General features: G+C 45.7%; 20 protein-coding genes. 19 read left to right on the plus strand and 1 reads right to left on the minus strand.

Features of this window, described 5'->3' with window-relative positions:
- The first annotated feature begins 25 nt into the window (after positions 1-25).
- The 19 genes from CGC65_RS13200 to spoVAE all read left to right on the plus strand — a co-directional run bounded on the left by CGC65_RS13200 (position 26) and on the right by spoVAE (position 16,795).
- A complete protein-coding gene (locus CGC65_RS13200; protein ID WP_002567350.1) occupies positions 26-1,237 on the plus strand; it encodes a BTAD domain-containing putative transcriptional regulator in 1,212 nt (403 codons plus the stop codon).
- 75 nt (positions 1,238-1,312) lie between these two features.
- Entirely contained in the window at positions 1,313-2,230 is a 918-nt protein-coding gene (locus tag CGC65_RS13205) for a DMT family transporter (protein ID WP_002567351.1), read from the plus strand.
- Between the two features lie 43 nt (positions 2,231-2,273).
- A complete protein-coding gene (locus tag CGC65_RS30985) occupies positions 2,274-2,432 on the plus strand; it encodes a hypothetical protein (protein WP_007037384.1) in 159 nt (52 codons plus the stop codon).
- Positions 2,433-2,497: 65 nt separating this feature from the next.
- On the plus strand, positions 2,498-3,862 hold the full coding sequence (locus CGC65_RS13210) for a bifunctional folylpolyglutamate synthase/dihydrofolate synthase (protein WP_002567352.1): 1,365 nt from the start codon (positions 2,498-2,500) through the stop codon (positions 3,860-3,862).
- Between the two features lie 29 nt (positions 3,863-3,891).
- A complete protein-coding gene (locus tag CGC65_RS31310; protein WP_002567353.1) occupies positions 3,892-4,038 on the plus strand; it encodes a hypothetical protein in 147 nt (48 codons plus the stop codon).
- Entirely contained in the window at positions 4,035-5,345 is a 1,311-nt protein-coding gene (locus tag CGC65_RS13215; RefSeq protein WP_002567354.1) for a tetratricopeptide repeat protein, read from the plus strand. Before CGC65_RS31310 ends, CGC65_RS13215 begins: the two co-directional genes overlap by 4 nt.
- 102 nt (positions 5,346-5,447) lie before the next feature.
- Positions 5,448-5,789 (plus strand): STAS domain-containing protein, encoded by a 342-nt coding sequence (locus CGC65_RS13220; RefSeq protein WP_002567355.1) that lies wholly within the window; start codon positions 5,448-5,450, stop codon positions 5,787-5,789.
- A 20-nt stretch (positions 5,790-5,809) separates the two neighbouring features.
- The gene (gene spoIIAB / locus CGC65_RS13225) at positions 5,810-6,244 is read left to right on the plus strand and encodes an anti-sigma F factor (protein WP_002567356.1); all 435 of its coding nucleotides are present in this window, start codon (positions 5,810-5,812) and stop codon (positions 6,242-6,244) included.
- Between the two features lie 5 nt (positions 6,245-6,249).
- Complete coding sequence (gene sigF / locus CGC65_RS13230) at positions 6,250-6,963, plus strand: RNA polymerase sporulation sigma factor SigF (protein ID WP_002567357.1); 714 nt, start codon at positions 6,250-6,252, stop codon at positions 6,961-6,963.
- 88 nt (positions 6,964-7,051) lie between these two features.
- Positions 7,052-7,297 carry a hypothetical protein gene (locus CGC65_RS13235; RefSeq protein ID WP_002567358.1) on the plus strand — a complete coding sequence of 82 codons (246 nt, stop codon included), beginning with the start codon at positions 7,052-7,054 and terminating at the stop codon, positions 7,295-7,297.
- A complete protein-coding gene (locus tag CGC65_RS13240) occupies positions 7,294-7,920 on the plus strand; it encodes a stage V sporulation protein AA (protein ID WP_002567359.1) in 627 nt (208 codons plus the stop codon). The genes CGC65_RS13235 and CGC65_RS13240 overlap by 4 nt, the downstream gene beginning before the upstream one ends.
- Positions 7,907-8,350, plus strand: coding sequence for a stage V sporulation protein AB (locus CGC65_RS13245; protein ID WP_002567360.1), 444 nt, complete (start codon positions 7,907-7,909; stop codon positions 8,348-8,350). Before CGC65_RS13240 ends, CGC65_RS13245 begins: the two co-directional genes overlap by 14 nt.
- 69 nt (positions 8,351-8,419) lie before the next feature.
- Positions 8,420-8,875 (plus strand): SpoVA/SpoVAEb family sporulation membrane protein, encoded by a 456-nt coding sequence (locus CGC65_RS13250; RefSeq protein WP_002567361.1) that lies wholly within the window; start codon positions 8,420-8,422, stop codon positions 8,873-8,875.
- 109 nt (positions 8,876-8,984) lie between these two features.
- Positions 8,985-9,257 (plus strand): hypothetical protein, encoded by a 273-nt coding sequence (locus CGC65_RS13255; protein ID WP_235622245.1) that lies wholly within the window; start codon positions 8,985-8,987, stop codon positions 9,255-9,257.
- A 217-nt stretch (positions 9,258-9,474) separates the two neighbouring features.
- Entirely contained in the window at positions 9,475-11,532 is a 2,058-nt protein-coding gene (locus tag CGC65_RS13260) for an ATP-dependent nuclease (RefSeq protein WP_007037381.1), read from the plus strand.
- A gap of 4 nt (positions 11,533-11,536) precedes the next feature.
- Positions 11,537-13,444, plus strand: coding sequence for a UvrD-helicase domain-containing protein (locus CGC65_RS13265; protein WP_002567365.1), 1,908 nt, complete (start codon positions 11,537-11,539; stop codon positions 13,442-13,444).
- Between the two features lie 1,415 nt (positions 13,445-14,859).
- Entirely contained in the window at positions 14,860-15,294 is a 435-nt protein-coding gene (locus tag CGC65_RS13275) for an ABC transporter substrate-binding protein (RefSeq protein ID WP_002567367.1), read from the plus strand.
- 112 nt (positions 15,295-15,406) lie between these two features.
- A complete protein-coding gene (spoVAD, locus tag CGC65_RS13280) occupies positions 15,407-16,429 on the plus strand; it encodes a stage V sporulation protein AD (RefSeq protein WP_002567368.1) in 1,023 nt (340 codons plus the stop codon).
- A gap of 12 nt (positions 16,430-16,441) precedes the next feature.
- On the plus strand, positions 16,442-16,795 hold the full coding sequence (gene spoVAE / locus CGC65_RS13285) for a stage V sporulation protein AE (RefSeq protein ID WP_002567369.1): 354 nt from the start codon (positions 16,442-16,444) through the stop codon (positions 16,793-16,795).
- A gap of 248 nt (positions 16,796-17,043) precedes the next feature.
- On the opposite strand, the gene CGC65_RS13295 is transcribed toward spoVAE, so the two are convergent.
- Positions 17,044-19,737 carry a transglycosylase domain-containing protein gene (locus CGC65_RS13295; protein ID WP_002567370.1) on the minus strand — a complete coding sequence of 898 codons (2,694 nt, stop codon included), beginning with the start codon at positions 19,735-19,737 and terminating at the stop codon, positions 17,044-17,046.
- Position 19,738: the final 1 nt, after the last annotated feature.

Genomic DNA, 19,738 nt, shown 5'->3' on the forward strand with positions numbered 1-19,738 from the left:
CAGGGATAGAGAGGGAGAGCATAGCATGAATCAATCATCAGGAAATAAGCCGGTTATCCATGTCAGGATGTTCGGCGGTTTCACCATCACAATGGATGAAAAGGCCATGTGCGACAGCGATAACCGGTCCAGGAAAGCCTGGAGCCTGCTGAGCTATCTGATAATCAAGCGCAGGGGAGATGTGAGCATCAATGAGCTGTTCCATGCCATCTGGCAGGACGGTGTTCAGGATAATCCTTACGGCGCCCTTAAAACCCTGGTTTTTCGGGTTAGGAAGATGCTGGAGGCCGCCGGTTTCCCATCTCAGGATTTGATTCTGAGCCAGAAGGGGGCCTACATGTGGAACCCGGCCTGGGAAACAGAGGTGGACACGGACCGGTTTGAGAGTCTGTGCCGGAGAATCCTGGACCCGGAATTGGATGGGAAGAATATGTGGGAGGCCTGCCTGGAGGCATTTGAACTCTACAGGGGTATTTTTCTGCCCAGGTCAGCTGAGGAGAGCTGGGTAGGTCCCATGGCTGCCTATTATCACACATTATACCAGAAGCTGGTTGTTTATATGGCGGAAGAACTGATCCGGGATAAGGAGTATGCCCAGGTGGAAGAAATCTGCCAGAGGGCCATCGGCATTGACCGGTTTGCCGAGGATTTCCACTATTACTGGATTTATGCTGCGTATGGACAGGGGGAACAGGAGACTGCCCTGAAGCGGTATAAGGATACCACGGATATGTTCTACCGGGAACGTCTGATGACGCCCTCAGAGCATTTTAAGGAATTATACAAGGTTATCAGCAACAGCGAGCAGGAGGTAGTGACTGACCTGGATGTGATTCAGGAGAATCTGGGCACGGGTAGCGCCGGAGAAGGTCATGGCGCGTACCAGTGTGAATATGCGGTGTTCAAGCGTCTGGTACAGCTGGAACGCAGAGGTGTGGAGCGCAGCGGTGATTCCGTGTACCTTTGTCTTTTGACTGTGGGAGACAGGAAGGGACGCACCCTGAAGCCGGAGATCCAGGCGAGGGCCATGGAGCGCCTGAGGGCGTCTATTCAGAAATCCCTTCGTTCCAGCGACGTTTACGCGCGTTACAGTGTCAGCCAGTTCATTCTGCTTCTGTCCTCCGCCACCTTTGAGAACAGCGAGATGGTCATGGACCGGATTCTGTCCGCTTTCAATAAATCGTATGTGCGCAAGGATGTGGCGGTGAATTACAGCCTTGACGTGCTGAAACCCTGATTATCAGAACTTTTATGACAGCTAGGCAGTTGTTTTTAACTGCTTCATATTCATTACATACAGCGAGGTCAGACTATGAAGATAAAAAATGCGCTTTTGCTGCTGCTGACAGCCTCCATATGGGGGGTGGCCTTTGTGGCGCAGAGCGTTGGAATGGATTATGTGGGCCCACTTACATTTAACTGCGTCAGATGCCTTATGGGTGGTGTCGTCCTTCTTCCCTGCATATGGTTTTTTGACAGGAAGAATAAAAGGAAGGAGCAGGTTCCTGTTATACCAGGAGCCAGGAAGACCCTGATTATAGGAGGAATCTGCTGCGGCGTGGCCCTTTGCCTGGCCAGCAATTTCCAGCAGTTTGGAATCCAGTACACCACAGTGGGAAAGGCAGGGTTCATAACCGCCTGCTACATTGTCATTGTCCCTGTACTTGGTCTTTTATTAGGTAAGAAATGCAGTCCGGTGGTTGCCGGGGCAGTAGTTCTGTCACTGGCGGGTCTTTACATGCTGTGCATGAAGGGCGGGGAACTGTCGGTGAACAAAGGGGATCTTCTCATGCTGGTATGCGCATTTCTTTTTGCTGTGCATATCATGATTATTGATTTCTTTTCCCCTGTTGTGGACGGAGTAAAGATGTCCTGTATCCAGTTTTTTGTCAGCGGCATCCTCTCAGGAGCAGCCATGCTGATTTATGAAACGCCTGAATGGAGCCAGATTATAGCCGCATGGGCGCCGGTTCTCTATGCAGGCATCATGTCCTGCGGAGTGGCTTATACCCTGCAGATTGTGGGACAGAAGGGGATGAATCCAACGGTGGCTTCCCTGATTCTGAGCCTGGAATCCAGTATTTCAGTTCTGGCCGGATGGGTGATTTTAGGGCAAAGGCTTTCTTCCAAGGAAGTACTGGGCTGCGCCCTTATGTTTGGCGCCATCATACTGGCGCAGATTCCGGTGGGACGCCGCAGGCAAGCCTCTCTGAATACGGAGGGAAACTAGAGGGCCCGGTGCAGAAGGAAACCGGTGTTACAGAAGGCAGCCGGTGTTACAGAATGCAGTCAATCAGAAACCAGTCAACCAGAAACCAGTCAACCAGAAACCAGTCAACCAGAAACCAGCCAATAATACAGAAACCGGCAAAGAGGATTCCTGTCGCATCCTGACGAAGGGCGGCGAGAATATCCGGTTGCCAATTGAATAAAATTAGGTTAAGATTATAAAAGCCTGTCCGGCAGACAGGCTTTTAAGAAAGAATGGATTTTAGTTATGGGACAAGCAGAGGAGTATTTGGACCGCATTCCCATGTGGACCAGGAAAAAGAATTCATTGGAGGACGTCAGGCGGTTTCTGGATTATCTGGGAAACCCTGACCGGGACAGACCGGCGATTCATGTGGCAGGGACCAATGGAAAGGGTTCTGTGTGCGCATTTCTCACCTCTATTTTAGGTGAGGCCGGTTACAGCACCGGCACCTTTATCTCACCACATCTGGTGGAGGTGCGTGAACGTTTTCTGATTAATGGGGAAATGGTGGATCAGGAAAGCTTTGAAGGGGCTTTTGAGACTGTCCTTGAGGCCAGCAGAAAGCTTGCGGACCAGGGACTCTGCCATCCCACTTTTTTTGAATTCCTGTTTTATATGGCCATGGTCCTGTTCAGAATGCATGATGTGGATGTGATGATTCTGGAAACAGGCATGGGCGGCAGGCTGGATACCACCAATGTGCTGGAACGGCCGGCAGCCTGTGTGATTACCTCCATCAGCATGGACCATACCAGGTATCTGGGCGATACCCTGGCCAAGATTGCAGGGGAAAAGGCCGGCATTATAAAGACCGGTGTTCCTCTTGTTTTTGACGATGGGCAGCCGGAGGTCTCCACCATACTGGAAGGATTTGCTTTCCGCAAGGGTGCTGCCAGATATCCGGTAGGCCGGGATGATTTTTATGTGGAGGAGATAGGCGAAAAAGGCCTGTCCATTAACGCCAGGATGAAGGACGGCAGATGCCTGGAGCTGGAGATTCCCTTTGAAGCTTTTTACCAGGCGGAGAACGCCATGCTGGCTGTGCGCACCCTGGACGTCCTGCGCTACCCCGGAGAATGTCCCAGGACAGGATGCCGGATGCCGGGACACGGTCCCTGCATCTGCCCGGACGGAAAGGAATGGGGAATATCGGACCAGCATATTATAAAGGGCCTGAAGAATACATTCTGGCCCGGCCGTATGGAGCAGGTGAGGCCGGGAATCTACCTGGACGGTGCCCATAATCCCGGCGGTATTGAGGCGTTCATACAGACAGCCGGGGAAATTTCGGACAGACAGGGAAAGAAGCCATGGCTGCTGTTTGCAGCTGTTTCAGATAAGGACTATGAGCGTATGGCAGAGCAGCTGTGCAAAGAGATGATATGGGAAGCAGTGGGCGTGGTTCATATGAACAGTGACAGAGGACTGGCGGCTGAAGAGCTGGCCAGGGTATTCAGAACCTATACGTCCAGACCTGTTTATTCATATGGGGACACAAAGAGCGCGGTTGAGGATATGGCTGAAAAGAGCCGGGAGGGACTGCTGTTCTGCGCCGGATCCCTGTATCTCATCGGTGAGATTAAGGCGGTACTGGAGCAGAAGCCCTGAGCAGACCTGATAAGATAGGAGTGATATACATGATTGATTTTGAAGAGGAGATTGAGCGTTTTAAACCAAGCCTGGATGTGGAAGAGGTGGAGGACGCCATTGTTAAGAGCGATTTGACGGATATGACGGACATCATGATGGAACTGATAAAAGAAAGAGGCGAGCGGGACCTGTGAATACAGACTATGCAAGAAAGAACCAGCAGATAGCCAACAGCTTCTACAACCTGGGCCTGGAAAAGGCCAGGATACGGGATCTGTCCGGCGCGGCCCAGTGCCTGAAGAAGAGCCTGCATTTTAATAAGTATCAGACAGATGCCAGGAATCTGCTGGGACTGATATACTATGAGAACGGTGAAGTGGCAGATGCCCTGGTACAGTGGGTCATCAGCCTGAATCTGCAGCCGGAGGATAATCTGGCGGACCATTATCTGGATGAGATTCAGAGGAAGCCGGGACAGCTGGAGATAGAGAGCCAGAATGTGAAAACATTTAACCAGGCGCTCTGGCACGCCCAAAACGGAAGCGATGATTTGGCCATTCTCCAGCTGGCCAGGGTGGTGGAGTCAAACCCTCATTTTGTGAAGGCCCATCTGCTCCTGGCCCTGTTATATATGGCCAGAGAGGACTTTAATAAGGCCGGGCGCTGCCTGTACAAGATTCTCCAGATTGACAAGAGCAACCAGAAGGCCCTGTACTATATGTCCATTGTAAAACAGAATACAGGCAGGGCTGATGCGGAGAAGCGCAAGATGGTGAAGGCATTTTCCCATCGGAAGATGGAGGATGACGATGTCATCATCCCTAATACTTATAAGGAAAATACAGGTATTTCCACTGTGCTTCACATCATTATAGGACTGGTTCTGGGCATTATGGCATTTTATTTTCTCATTCTGCCGGCCAGGACAAGGGACCTTAACAGCATTCACGATAACAACCTGAAATCCTACATGCAGAAGCTTAACAATGCAAATCAGCAGTACGATATTCTGAAAGCGGATTACGATGAGCTGGATGCCCACACAAAGGAGATTCAGGCCCGTCTGGACGAGCTGACCACAGGCAACACCAGCGTCATTGCCCAGTACCAGGGACTGATTTGGATTCTCCAGGATTACAGGAGCGGTGATTTGGTGGCAGCGGCCAAGGCATTTGCAGGAGCAGGCTTTGATTTGATTGAGGACGAAAACATACAGGCTATTGTGGAAAATATCCGTCAGGATATGACGGCGAATATCTACCAGAGTCTGGTGGACCGGGGACTTCAGCTGTGGAACGCAGGCAATAAGACAGAGGCCATGGACTATTTCCAGGCCAGTCTGACCATAAAGCCGGATAATCCGGAAGCCTTGTTCTATGTGGGGCGTCTGTACCAGGATGCCGGCGACACGGACAATGCCAATTCCATGTTTGACAAAGTGGTCAATGAATTCCCGGATTCCGAATATGTGGACCGGGCAAAGAATGCCAGAGGTTATTAATTTAAACGGTTTTTCAGGAAAGATACTACAGAAGATAAGAAACATGTCTTTTGTGGTATCTTTTTTTGTATTTTATAGGCACTGAGAAAGGAGTATGGAGGGATGGAACAGACAACGTTTACGTATGAGGCCAGGGAGCAGATGCTGGTGATTCACCTTCCGGGAGAGCTGGACCACCATAACTGCAGGAACCTGAAACGGGATACGGACCTGCTTTTGGCGGAGAATTACATCAATCGGATTGTATTTGATTTTACACACACATCATTTATGGATTCATCCGGCATCGGGGTACTTTTAAACCGTTATAAGCAGATGGCAGCCAGCCGGGGAACCGTGGCCTATTACGGGGCAGGACCCCAGGTCAGGCGGATACTGGAGATGGGCGGTGTAAGCCGCCTTATCAAAGGATATGAAGACAGGGAATCAGCAATAAAGGGATGAAAAAGATGGAGGATAAGAAGATGGAGACAAACAGAGAACACATGAGGCTGGAAATGGAGAGCCTTTCCCGGAATGAGGAGTTTGCCAGGGTGGTGACCGCCGTGTTCATGAGCAGGCTGGACCCCACCCTGGAGGAGGTGGACGATGTGAAGACAGCCGTATCCGAGGCAGTGACCAATGCAGTCATACATGGCTACAGGGGAGACAGGGGAACCATATATCTGGACCTGACCGCAGATATGGAGGAACGGACCCTGACCGTGGCGGTGAAGGACTGCGGTGTGGGTATAGCGGATGTGAAACAGGCCATGGAGCCTATGTTTACCACGGATCCCGAAGGTGAGCGCTCCGGCATGGGCTTTTCCTTCATGGAGGCCTTTATGGACCAGGTAGAGGTGGAGTCCGAACCAAATCATGGCACATTGGTGACAATGAAGAAATCCATCGGCAGGTGACGGCGATGGATGAGACCATGAAATTAATCAATATGGCTCACGAAGGGGATAAAGCGGCAAGAGACCAGCTGGTCATGGACAATGTGGGACTTATATGGAGCATTGTAAGGCGGTTCTCAGGCCGGGGATATGAGATGGAGGATCTGTTCCAGATTGGAAGCATCGGACTGATTAAGGCCATTGACAAATTTGACACTGGGTTTGACGTGAAATTTTCTACCTATGCAGTGCCCATGATTACAGGGGAGATTAAACGATTTCTCAGGGATGACGGTATGATCAAGGTCAGCCGCTCCATCAAGGAACTGGGGGTTAAGGTCAGGGCCGCCAGGGAGGAAATGACATACGCTCTGGGAAGGGAACCTACCATTGAGGAGATTGCAGGCAGGTTAGGAACCAGCCGTGAGGAAGTGGCGGCGTCCCTGGAAGCAGCGGCAGAGGTGGAGTCGTTATACCGTCCGGCGGACAGCGGGGATGAAAATTCCACCTATCTCATGGACCGCCTGGCCCAGGACAACAATGACCATGAGGATTTGTTAAACCGAATGGTTTTAAAGGATTTGATGGAGGGACTTGAGGAAGAGCAGAGAGAAATCATTCTGCGCAGATATTTTTACAATGAGACTCAGACCCAGATTGCCGGAGAGCTGGGCATTTCCCAGGTACAGGTGTCGAGGCTGGAAAAACGTATATTGAAAGAAATGAGGAAAAAACTGTAAACAAAAGCCTTATGGTATAAAAAGTTCCATGGAAGTCATACTAGATACCAGAAACCAATTAACTTTTCTTGAAAAGGATGTGATTCTTATGGGTTTTGGTAAACGAGTATGTGAACTGCTTGCAGTCATAGCTTCCCTTCTCCTGATAGGGGCCCTGGTATGGTATCTGTCCTCAGGTTTCGGAGACAGGGGATATGAAAAGGAAGGGACGCTGGTATGGGAGGAGATGGACGGGCCTTCCGTGGAAGAGGAAGTATGTCCGGCCTTTGTGACTGACCCTGTGTCCATGATGTACGGACAGCAGGAAATCCAAAGGAGCGGAAGAGGTCTATGAACCATACAGTCTATTTAAAACTAAGTCAAATCACGGAGCTGACCCACAAGGACGTTGTCCTAAAGGACGTGGCCCAGGTTTACTGCGACGACCAGAATGTGATGAATAAATGCAACTCCATGAAGGTCATGACCGTGAAGGTGGACGCCAAGCGGCGCTATATCATGAGTGCCCTGGATGTAATCAACAAGTTAAAACAGCTGGACTCCACCATTGATGTAAACAACGTGGGGGAGACGGATTTTATTATAGCCTACAAACCGCCTTCCCCGCCTGCTTACATCTGGCAGTGGACCAAGACTGTATTTGTCTGCCTGGTGTGTTTTTTCGGCGCTGCATTTGCCATTATGACCTTTAACAATGACGTCAGCGTCACCGATGTGTTCAGCGAGGTGTTCAGCCTGGTCATGGGCTATGAATCCGGAGGTTTTACTGTGCTGGAGATTAGCTATTCGGTTGGTCTGGCCGTGGGCATCATCGGTTTCTTCAATCATTTCGCAGCCATAAAACTGAATACGGACCCCACGCCGTTAGAGGTGGAAATGCGCCTTTATGAGGACAATATCAGTAAGACCCTGATTGCCAATGACGGCAGAAAGGAGTCCAAAATTGATATTACTTAAAAAATGTCTGCTGGCGTTCTTCGGTCTGTGCGCCGGCGGCATCATTGCAGCCGGCGTATATGCGTTCCTGGCCATTATCGGCGTGTTTGTGCGCCTCATGGGAAAGACAGGTACCAGGAAGCATATTTTTCTGTATGAGACAGTGATTATTCTGGGCGGGGTCCTGGGAAATATACTGGATATTTATGAGTTTCCCATCTATATGGGGCCCTATATCGGCACCCTTTTCATATGTGTATTCGGACTGTCGGTTGGGATTTTTGTGGGCTGTCTGGTCATGTCCCTGGCAGAGACGCTAAAGGCACTTCCGGTCATCAGCCGGAGGATTCACCTGGCCGTGGGACTTCAGTATCTGATATTTGCCCTGGCGGCAGGGAAAATGGCGGGGTCCCTGGTATATTTCTGGAATCATATGGCCTCCCTGGGATGATGTGGCCAAAGAGGATGAGCCAAAAAGGTTTAGGGCTGTCCGCAGCCGGATTTTGAGAGGAGTAAACGAATGGAGATTGATAAGAAAAAGTATGAGGAGTACGTGAAACAGGTGACTCCCACCCACAGCCTGGCAAAGAACATGGCGGCGGCCTTTCTGGTAGGCGGAATCATCTGCGTGCTGGGACAGTTTGCCCTGAATTTCATGATGAACAGCATGGGTATGGACCAGGAAACAGCAGCGGCCTGGACTTTGCTGGAGCTGATTCTTTTAAGTATCCTGCTGACCGGATTCAATATCTATCCAAAGATTGTGAAGTTCGGGGGAGCAGGCGCCCTGGTGCCGATAACAGGATTTGCCAATTCCGTGGTGGCGCCGGCCATCGAGTTTCACGCGGAGGGCGAGGTGTTCGGTGTTGGCTGTAAGATATTTACCATTGCCGGGCCGGTGATTTTGTACGGGGTTTTGACCAGCTGGGTCTTGGGGCTGATTTACTGGGTTGGGACGATGATGGGGATTTTTTAGTGGGTGGATAGGAAAGTAAAAAATAATTTGGAAATAGGCTTTATAAGCAGGGTGATGGATGAAAGTATTCATTAGCCTGCTTTTTTGTCTGAAGACGAAGAAAGTATATATGGACGAAAAAATTCCAGAGAAAATTCCATATGAATTTAAGAAATATGAAAAGAGTGATGTGTTGATAGAAGATAATGAAAAAATGGATATAGTGAGATTAATGTTTTGTTTATGTTTTGATGAACTGAATCTGGGAAAGATAGAGAGTGTTATAGAGTCTCAAGGGGGTGAAGCTCTGGCAAAATATAAGAAAACTAAGATTGTAGGTTGGTCATTAACAGAGATAAGAAAGATATTATCTGATTCTATTTTCGGAGATGAAAGGATATAGAATTGTATTTGGAGAGGAGAAATTGCAAAGCTAATGAACAAGAGAAATGGTTGTGAGATATAAGGTATGAAAGCGTGGATTGTGTAGGGAATATAGAAATAGCAGTAAATTTATAGTGTAAATAGCAGTATGTGTATAAAATGATGGGAATTTATCCATATATTTGGTATAATTGTGTACAGTCACATTAATATATGTAAAAAAGGGGATATGAAAAATGTATTTATCGTGTGTAAGAATATGGAATTTTAGAAAATATGGTTATGCCAATTTAGATGCGACTCCTGCATTAGAGGTTTATTTAAAGGGAGGATTAAATGTTCTTATTGGAGAAAATGATACGGGAAAGACAGCAATTATTGATGCAATTAAATTTGTTCTTGGAACTAGAAGCCATGATACTTTACAAATAAAAGAATGTGATTTTTATGAGGATTTAAAAGGTGAACGAAGTGAATTATTGAAGATAGAATGTGTTTTTCAAGAATTAAGTGATGATGAGGCAGGCAATTTTCTGGAATGGCTTACATTTGATGGGGATAAGGCAGAGCTCAGTGTTCGGATGATAGCAAGACGTAGAGATAACAGAATTATGAATTCGATTACTGCAGGCATGCCAGAATTAGATACCCGCTTTGATGCAATTGAATTATTGAGAGTGACGTATCTTAAGCCGCTAAGAGATGCAGAAAATGAATTGAAACATGGTTACCATTCAAGGTTGGCGCAAATTTTGCTAAATCATCCACTTTTTACTAAAGAAAAAGATCTTCATGTATTAGAAAGATACTTTGGTATAGCTAATCAAAAAATCGAGGAATATTTTAAGAAAGAAAAACTGGAAAAAGATGAAATTTTTGGAATTGAGGATGGGGAGAAAGGTGCGAAAGAAATCACAGGGAAATTAGAAGCAACTTTACGAGAATTTATGGGTAATAATTATGATTCGCATGGTTATGAACCGATAATTTCAGCAAGTAGAAATGAATTGACTAGTATTCTGCGCAGGCTAAGCCTAATTATTGCTCAAAATCAAGTTGGATTAGGTTCTTTAAATCAGTTATTTATAGCATTAGAATTATTATTATTTGACATAGAAAATCGCTTTAATATTGCTTTAATCGAGGAAATCGAAGCTCATTTACATCCTCAGGCGCAGTTAAGACTAATTGCTTATTTACAAAATAAAAATGATAATGATAATAGTAATAAAAAGTTACAGTGCATTATCACGACACATAGCATAACATTAGCATCAAAAATAAAAATATCTAATCTGATATATTGTAAAAATAATAAAGCTTATATGCTAGATTCTGCCCATACTGCTTTAGAAAGTGGAGATTATAAATATTTAGAAAGATTTTTGGATTCTACAAAAGCTAACTTGTTTTTTGCTAAGGGAGTCATTTTTGTTGAAGGTGATGCAGAAAATATTCTAATGCCCGTTATCGCAAAAATAATTGGTATGCCATTAGAAAAATATGGGGTCTCAATTGTTAATGTAGGAAGTCTGGCATTTCTTAGATATGCAAATATTTTCAAAAGAAAAAATGGAGAGTGTATAGATATACCAATAGCAATAGTTACAGATTTGGATGTACGACCGGATTACTATTATGAAATAAAAAAAGAGGAGAATAAAAATATTGTTTATTCTATAGAAGATTTGAAGGGTGCAGAGGAGATATGTGAATTAAAATGTTCAGATATTGAAGGAAAGTATTATATAAAGAAAGAAGACATTTATGAAAAAATAAAAGAACAAAATAAGGTGAAAAAACTTAGCAAAAAAGTAAAGGATAGTATTGAAATTTATATTAAGAAAGAAGTAAGTACAGAACTATATAGAAGTTTTATCTTGGAGAAGAAAAAGGATAAATATTGTACGGATAAAGCGAGATTATTTACCAACAATTGGACATTGGAATATGATATTGCATTTAGCACTTTGCGAGTTTACTTATATGCATCGGTGATGGCTGCAAAGAAAGTAAAAAAGCAGGATTCCATAGAAATTAATATATCAGAAGAATTTTTAGAGGCCAAAAGGATAATAGATGAGTGGTCCGCTACGGGAGACTCTCAGGAAATAATAGCGTATAAGATTTATGAAGATCTGCTGTTGAAAAATGCGTCAAAGGCAGTAACTGCTCAATATTTTTCAGAGATACTTGAGCAGAATGTTATCACCGTTAATGCTATAATAGCGAAGGATGAAAGTCTTTCTTATATAAAACAAGCTATAATGTATGCTTGTGGAAAGGAATACTAATTACATGAGTATTGTGAACTTTATAGACGAGGATATCCATTACGCAGAAAAGATATTATTGGGAAATAAAACTTTTGATATAAATGAAAAACTTCCTATTATCAAAAGAATGGATAAGTCTATTTCTGTTATGGCTTGTCCTGGAAGTGGAAAGACAACTGCGCTTATGGGAAAGATTATAGCACTTGTCAATCATTTACCACTTAATGATGGAAAGGGAATTTGTATAATTACACATACAAATGTAGCAATTAATGAAATTAAAAGTAGACTAGGAAGCAGAGGAGATATATTATTTCAATATCCTAATTTTATTGGGACAATACAGGCATTTACAGATAAATTTTTGTCGATTCCTTTTTTAAAACAGGCATACAGACAAGGAATTACTGCTATAAATGATGAGTATTATTATCAAAAAATGTTTCAGAGAAAAAAAGAGATTACTATTCTAAAGAAGTATGCATATGGAAAATGCGGTAGAGACTACTCAAAAATAGATAACTATATAAAAAGTATTGTATTGCGGAGAAAAGATGGAGAATTTGATTTCTGTACTGGAGACAAATCTTTAAATTTAAAAAACAAGTCATCAGACACATATAAGGCATTATATTCGCTATTGGTAGACAGTTTATTTAGTCAAGGAATATTACGATATGATGATACATACTTGTTAGCACAGATGTATCTTGAAGAACATCCAGAATTGTCATACTATTTTTGCTCTAGATTTCAATATGTTTTTATGGATGAGGTACAGGACAATAGGGGAGTACAGAATGAGATATTAGATAAAATTTTTTTGCCGGAGCGAGTGGTTATTCAAAAATTTGGAGATATGGATCAGGCTATTTATGATGATAAAGAAGAGGTGGAGCGTAATGTTCTGGAGGATAGATATGAGATCTCAAAAAGTATGAGATTTCCACAAAATATTGCAGATATTATTGAAAATTTACGAGTTGAGCCACATAAAAAAACTTTAATAGGAAATGGAAATGCAGATGCATTCATTTACATATTAGTTTTTGAGCATGATAAAATCTGTAATGTAAAAGATAAATTTGTAGATTTGATTCTGGAACATAATCTTAAAAAAGAAAAATCAGTATTTAAGTGTTGTGGATGGGTTGGCTATAAAGAAAAAGAAGAACAGTTATCAGTTAAAAGTTATTATCCTATGTATATATCCAATAAGGATGTTACTATTAAACAGGTAGGCATGAGTTTTCAATCCATTTTGGAAGAAAATGCAAAGCATAATGTAACAGTAGGATTAATTTATAAATCTGTGATAGTATGTATTGTAAGATATTTGAATATGAATGATATTACATTTGAGGAAAAGCAGATTACGTATTCCATATTAGAAAAGTATATAAAAAACAATATGACAATAGAATGGATAAATTTACGAAGTCTTATTGTAAGAGAGGCAACAAAAATTAAGAATTACGATGAAACAGCATTTAAAATAATTGGAACAGAAGCCTTGCATATAGTATTTCATTTTTTTGAGGAGTGTAATGAAAAACAGTTTTTAAAACTGTTTGAAAGACAAACTAATTCTAAAAAAGATGTCTTGTATAATTGTTATACAAGGGACGGTGTATCTGTACTATTTGATACGGTTCATGGAGTTAAGGGGGAGACTCACACGGGAACTCTATATGTGGAAACGTATTTTAATAAAAAAACGGATATGCAACGGATTTTGAAGTTCATGAGTGGCAGCAATATTAAGAAGATGGGAGCAGATGAGAAAAAGGCATTAAAAGTAGGGTATGTAGGTATGAGTCGTGCAACAGACATGCTTTGTATTGCAATAGGAGAAGATACCTTTAAAATGTATGAAAAGGAAATAGAGGAATTGGAACAATCTAGAAAACTTCAAATATGTCATATTTAAATGATAAATATAAATCTTATTAGTAAGAAAATTGATTATCATAGAAACAGCGTAGCTGGCTTGGAATGATACACCGGTTCATAAAGCATTGAGGGAAACTTTGGCCAAATGTATTATCAATATAGATTTTTATGGCAAATTCGGTGTTACAACAATAAAAGAAGATAAACTTACCTTTGAAAGTCCTGTATACATCAGGTTGGGACAGGAACAGATTCGTAGAAGAGGGAAATCTGATCCAAGAAATAAGTCTTTGATGAAAATATTTAATTTGATCAATATTGGTGACATGCAGGAAGCGGTGTGCCTAATATTTGTAATGTATGGGAGGATGATGACTAGGAGGAACCAGTAATAGAAGAAAGTTTTGAACCTGACAGAAACTCGTTGATATTAAGATTAAAAAAGCAAGCAAATAAAACAGGCAAAAATATGGAGAAAATCCAGTTATATCTGTAAAACTAAGGTATATTGCGGAACTGCTTGGATGGGTGTGGCAAGAACTATGCTCTCTGAGATGAATAATGCTGAAACATTGAGAGTCAATAGAAACAGAATAAATAGGTTGAAAAAATATTGAAAGCAGCTCAGATTTTGATAAATTTCGCGGTCCCATATTGACTTATTTAGGGAGATTTTAATTCGCAGTAAGTGAAAAAGATTTATCAGGCGGTACAACCGCAGTTAGGGACTGGGAAAGATTTCCTGTTCCATATTTTTCTTTTCAGAAACATGCAGTTGATATTTTAGTTTCTTTAATATCTCATGTTGGTTAACTGTAACTAACATGAGATAAAGGAAAATTCGCGTTGAAGTACATATGGATTAATCCGGTGGCAGAGGACATGTACCTGGGAGGTATTGACGTGTTTCCTGAAAAAGTATGGACTCATATAGGTGCGGTGCAATAAGGGCTAGGCAGTTGTTGTTGAGGAGAAGGACAAAGTTCTGTCGGTGCGAGCTTGGATACAGTGGCTGTTATGCGATGCCTTGCGGCAGGCAGGATGACAGCGGAATACCACATAGACATGAAAAACATGGCCCTGGAGAGCGAAGCCTAGGGGGACAGGGGCTCACTGTAATACCGGACATTGAGCCGATTCTGATTCATTGAGCCAGGGAAATCTGAGAAAGAATTGACTTATGTGACGGACAGAAACTGATCAGCATGCCATGCAAGGCCCTGGCAGATGCAGGTCATGCCTTAAACTTAAGAACACTGGTTCCTGATAAGGAACGGACTTTTGCAGGAGCTGGAGGGCACGGTGGAGGGCGTCTGTGCGGAGTGTGCGGTACAGGCAGAGGTTATAACATGTTTGAAATCCAGCCCTGTCCCCTAAAATTTTTACGGTTATCTGGGGATGGACACAGTCGGTTTGACAGGGGAAGAAAACATAAGGGAATAATATGTGAATATGTCCATTGCGGACGCAAAGGCAGCCCTGGACGGCGGCAGCGTGGACGCGGCCCTCATTGCAGGTGCAGCCGCTTATCAGGCCAAGCAGCAGGGATATCATATGGTGGCTGACGGAGAAGGACTCATAAAAGCCATTATTGCCGTGGCTGTCAGGGAAGATTTTTATGAAAAAAACCGGGATGTGATTGACCGTTTCATGGAAGCCCAGAAGCGTGTTGCCGCATTTATGAAGGATAATCAGGATGAGGTCCTGCAGATTGTGGCAGAGGAGCTGGATTTGGATGAAGAGGCGGTAAGGGAAATGTATGCCTGCTATGATTTTTCCATGGATGTTACCGATGAGGATAAGGCGGGCTTCCAGAAAACAGCTGATTTCATGTTTAAATCAGGCATGATAGAGGAAGAAATGGATGTAAACAGTTTGTTTTTGTAAATATCCCTGATAAGCAGGCTGCCTTTTTAGGTTCTTTTATTTCTGAGTATTTTTCCGGAAACGAGGGATACTGTAATTATTACATCCTGTCACAGGAAGGAGAGTACATGAAATGGGACAAATGAAAGGCAAGGCAAGTATTGAATTTGAACATCCCCCGGTCATCATAAGCGCTGGCTCTGTCGTTGGGAAAAAGGAGGGGGAAGGCCCTCTGGGAAGCCTGTTTGACGAGGTGGAACTGGACGATATGTTTGGTATGGATAATTGGGAGCAGGCAGAGAGCACCATGCAGAAGAAAACCGCAGATCTGGTCATTGAAAAGGGCGGCATACGAAAGGGTGACCTGCGCTATCTGTTTGCAGGCGATCTGCTGGGGCAGCTCATAGCCACATCCTTTGGCACTGTGGATTTGGAGATCCCTCTTTTCGGGTTATACGGGGCCTGCTCCACCATGGGAGAGGCATTGGGATTAGGGGCAATGGCGGTCAACGCAGGATATGCGGACCAGGTTATGTCCATGGCGTCCAGCCATTTTGCCACTGCGGAAAAACAGTTCCGTTTTCCGCTGGCCTATGGGAACCAGCGGCCGCCCTCTGCCACATGGACGGTAACGGGCTGCGGCGCCGTGGTCCTGGCTGGAAACCGGAAAGATGGTATGGCCCGCATCGCAGGCATTACAACGGGACGCATGGTGGACATGGGCGCCAAGGATTCCATGAATATGGGAGCAGCCATGGCTCCGGCAGCATTCCACACCATTGAGCAGAACCTGGAGGATTTTCAGGTCAATGAGACCTGGTATGATAAAATCATTACCGGGGATCTGGGAGAGGTGGGAAGGACCATTTTGCTGGAGTTTATGAAGAATAAAGGAAGGGACTTAAGCCAGCTTCACATGGACTGCGGTATGGAGATATACGATAAGGAACAGCAGGACACCCATTCAGGCGGAAGCGGATGCGGCTGTTCCGCTGTCACCCTTTGCTCCTACATCCTCCCCAAGGTACAGGACGGCACATGGAAGCGGGTTTTATTTGTCCCCACAGGTGCCCTGCTGTCCTCGGTCAGCTTCAATGAAGGACAGAGCATACCGGGCATTGCCCATGCAGTCGTCATTGAACATATAGACAGTTAAGGAGGAAATGACATGGACTATTTAAAAGCGTTTATCGTGGGAGGAATCATCTGCGCCCTGGTGCAGATACTGCTGGAAAAAACAAAGATGATGCCGGGGCGGGTCATGGTCACCCTGGTGGTCAGCGGTGCCATACTGGGAGCCATAGGGCTCTATGAGCCCTTTGCCAAATGGGCAGGGGCAGGAGCCACCGTGCCTCTTCTGGGCTTTGGAAACACCCTCTGGAAAGGCGTAAAGGAGGGAATCGGAGAGGACGGGCTTCTGGGTATCTTTAAGGGCGGATTAACGGCCAGTTCCGCGGGAATATGCGGCGCATTGGTATTCGGTTATCTGGCATCCCTTGTGTTTAAGCCGAAGATGAAGTGATGAAAATGAATCTGGTAAGCATGAATGAAATGAAGGTAACGGCGGTATAAAGGGCGTCAGCAGAATAAAGGGCGTCAGCAGAATAAGGGCGTCAGCAAAATAAAAAGCAGCAACAAAACAACAAAAAACCGGAACACACCTGTCATATGACAACGTGGATTCCGGTTTTTTCATTCCTTTATATCCGCCTGCTAATTCTGTCTGTTATTTCTGCTAATACTGGTTTTTGAAATCAGTTAAATCTATTTCTAGTAAGGCCGGTTCCCCGGACCAAACCCTTCCGTGGATTCCTGCGGGGACTGGTATCCCGGACCGATAGGTGTCACGGTAGGCCCTGTATTATCGGAATCGCCGGTGTTTGGCGGAATGATAGTGGAAACGTCGGAGTGGATGGTGCAGTAGCCCGGGATGGCAAATACGGAATCGTCCGTGGCTCCCTCCTCGCCCTCCGGCAGCGTCATGCATACCCTGGTAGTCTTAGTGGGGCAGTAGGGAGTGGGGCGCATGCCTGACTCCGCGCATACGGTAACCTCCACATGCTTGTCGCAGACTTCCGTGGGAGCGGTTCCCTTTGCAAAATATTCGGTATAGACCGCATTCCCTCTGGGGTCGTGGTTGCAGACACCGGAGACAGCTCTCTTGCCGGATTTGCGGCAGATTTCCGCGGTCTCAATGCTGTCCGGCACTGCAAATCCCGGGTCTGACAAGCCCTCATGGACCCGGTTCATGATGTTGCGCCAGATGTCCTTGTGGAAGGTGGTGCCGCCGTTATTCACGCCTCCGTGCTTAAGCTTCTGGTTGTTGTCACATCCGCCCCATATGCCGGCGGTATAATAAGGCGTGTAGCCCACGAACCATACATCGTTGTTGGAGGTGGTGGTGCCGCTCTTGCCGGCCGCAGTCATGCCTGTCAGGGCAGCCCGGGTGCTGGTGGAGTTGATGGACACGCCCGGGCGGGTGAATTTGCGGTTGCTCTTCATGGATTCGGACATGGCGTCCGTCAAAAGGAAGGCAGTGGAATCCTTTAACACCTGCTTTGTCTCCGGTTCATTGTCTATGAGTACCTTTCCGTTGTGGTCCAGTATCTTGGTGAAGAATCGTGGCTTTGTGTAAACGCCGCCGTTGGCAATGGAGGCGTAGGCCGTGGTCAGCTCCAGGTTGGAAACGCCCTTTGTGATGCCGCCCAGGGCAGTGGCTGCTCCCAGGTCGTCCTTTGTAAGGGAGGTAATGCCCATGTTTTCTGCGTACTCCACGCCCAGCTGAGGCGTGACTGTCTCCATAAGGCAGCGCACAGCCACAATGTTCATGGAGTAGATGATGCCGTCCCGGATGCTGGAGTAACCGGTAAAGCCATAGCCGGAATTCCACCAGTTCCTGAAGGTTTTCGTTCCTATGGTATAAGGCGCGTCGTAGTAAACCGTGCCCAGGGTAGCGCCGCATGCGTCCAGGGCAGGGGCAAAAGCAGTGATTACCTTAAAGGCGGAGCCCGGCTGGCGGTATACGTTGCTGGCGCGGTTTAAGGTAAGGCTGGCCGTCTTTTCACCGCGGCCGCCGCACAGTGCCTTGACCTCGCCTGTGTGCTGGTCTAAGAGAACAAAGGAAGCCTGGGGCTGTAAAATCAGGTTCTGGCGCTCTCCGATGATTTCATCGCCATCCTTTAAAAGCCATGCCTTATACTGGTCAATGTCGTCCTGGACCGCTTCCTTGGAGGCGTAGAGTCCCTCAAAGGAGGAATCTCCCAGCACGCTCTTGCGGAAGGTGCGCAGGTTTTCTTCTGAATAATGCTCCGTGGTGCCGTCTGCGTGAGTGATGGAAAGCCTGTACTCCACAGAATACTTGGCAACAGAATAGTTGTCCGGGTTATTGATCTCCTCGTCCACAATGGCCTGCAGGGCCGGATCCTGGGTGGTATAAATCTGAAGCCCGCCGGAGTAAAGAAGATTGCTGGCCTGACTTTCCGTGTAATCCAGCTTTTCCATCAGGGCACTGATGACCTGCTCAATGAGTTCGTCCGTAAAATAGCTGTAATGGCTGTTAGTCCCCTTGGCGGCTGTATCCACGTTCTGTATCCTGTCGTATACATCATCGGCCAGGGCTTCCTCCTGCTGGGCCTTGGTGATATAACCCTGCTCATACATATACTGGAGTACGATTCTCCTGCGTTCCGCATTGTTTTCGCGTCCTGATATGGGATTGAGTCTGGAGGGATTCTTGGTGATGGATGCAAGCACAGTACACTCGGAGAGGGTCAGGTCGGAAACGTCCTTATTGAAATAGCGTTTGGCCGCCACCTTTACTCCCAGGGTGTTGTTGCCCAGGTTGATGGTATTGAGATAGTTGGTGATAATCAGCTTCTTTGTATCTTCCTTGCTCATGCCTGAATTCTTTTCCAGCTGAACGGCAAGGTACTGCTCCTGCAGTTTTCGCTCAATCCTGGCCCCCCAGCCGGATTCCATACCTCCGGAGAACACGTTGTTCTTGATGAGCTGCTGTGTTATGGTGCTTCCGCCGCCCGCATAGTCATCGCTGACAATGCCCTTTACGGCCCTGGCAATGGAACGGATGTCGATTCCGTTGTGGCTCCAGAAACGGGAATCCTCAATGGATACGAATGCGTTGATCAAATCCTTTGGAAGTTCCTCGTAGGTGGCTTCCTCACGGTTGGAGCCGCTGGTGACCAGGGTATCTGTCAGGTTTCCGGCAGAGTCGTATACCGCAGTGGCAAAACGGCTGGGCTGAATATTTAGAATATCAACGGAAGGGGCATTATCTATAATGCCTTTAACCATACCGAAACCGATGGATGCACCCACTACTGCCAGAAATAAAAACAGGACAAATAGCGCCTTAAATATATTAAGGAGCAGCCGTGAAGCGTATTTGCCCGATTTAGAGTGGAGAGACTTAAGCCTGCGCTCAGCCTCGTACTTTCCATAGTTCATA

This window comes from Enterocloster bolteae (assembly GCF_002234575.2).
Lineage (GTDB): Bacteria > Bacillota > Clostridia > Lachnospirales > Lachnospiraceae > Enterocloster > Enterocloster bolteae.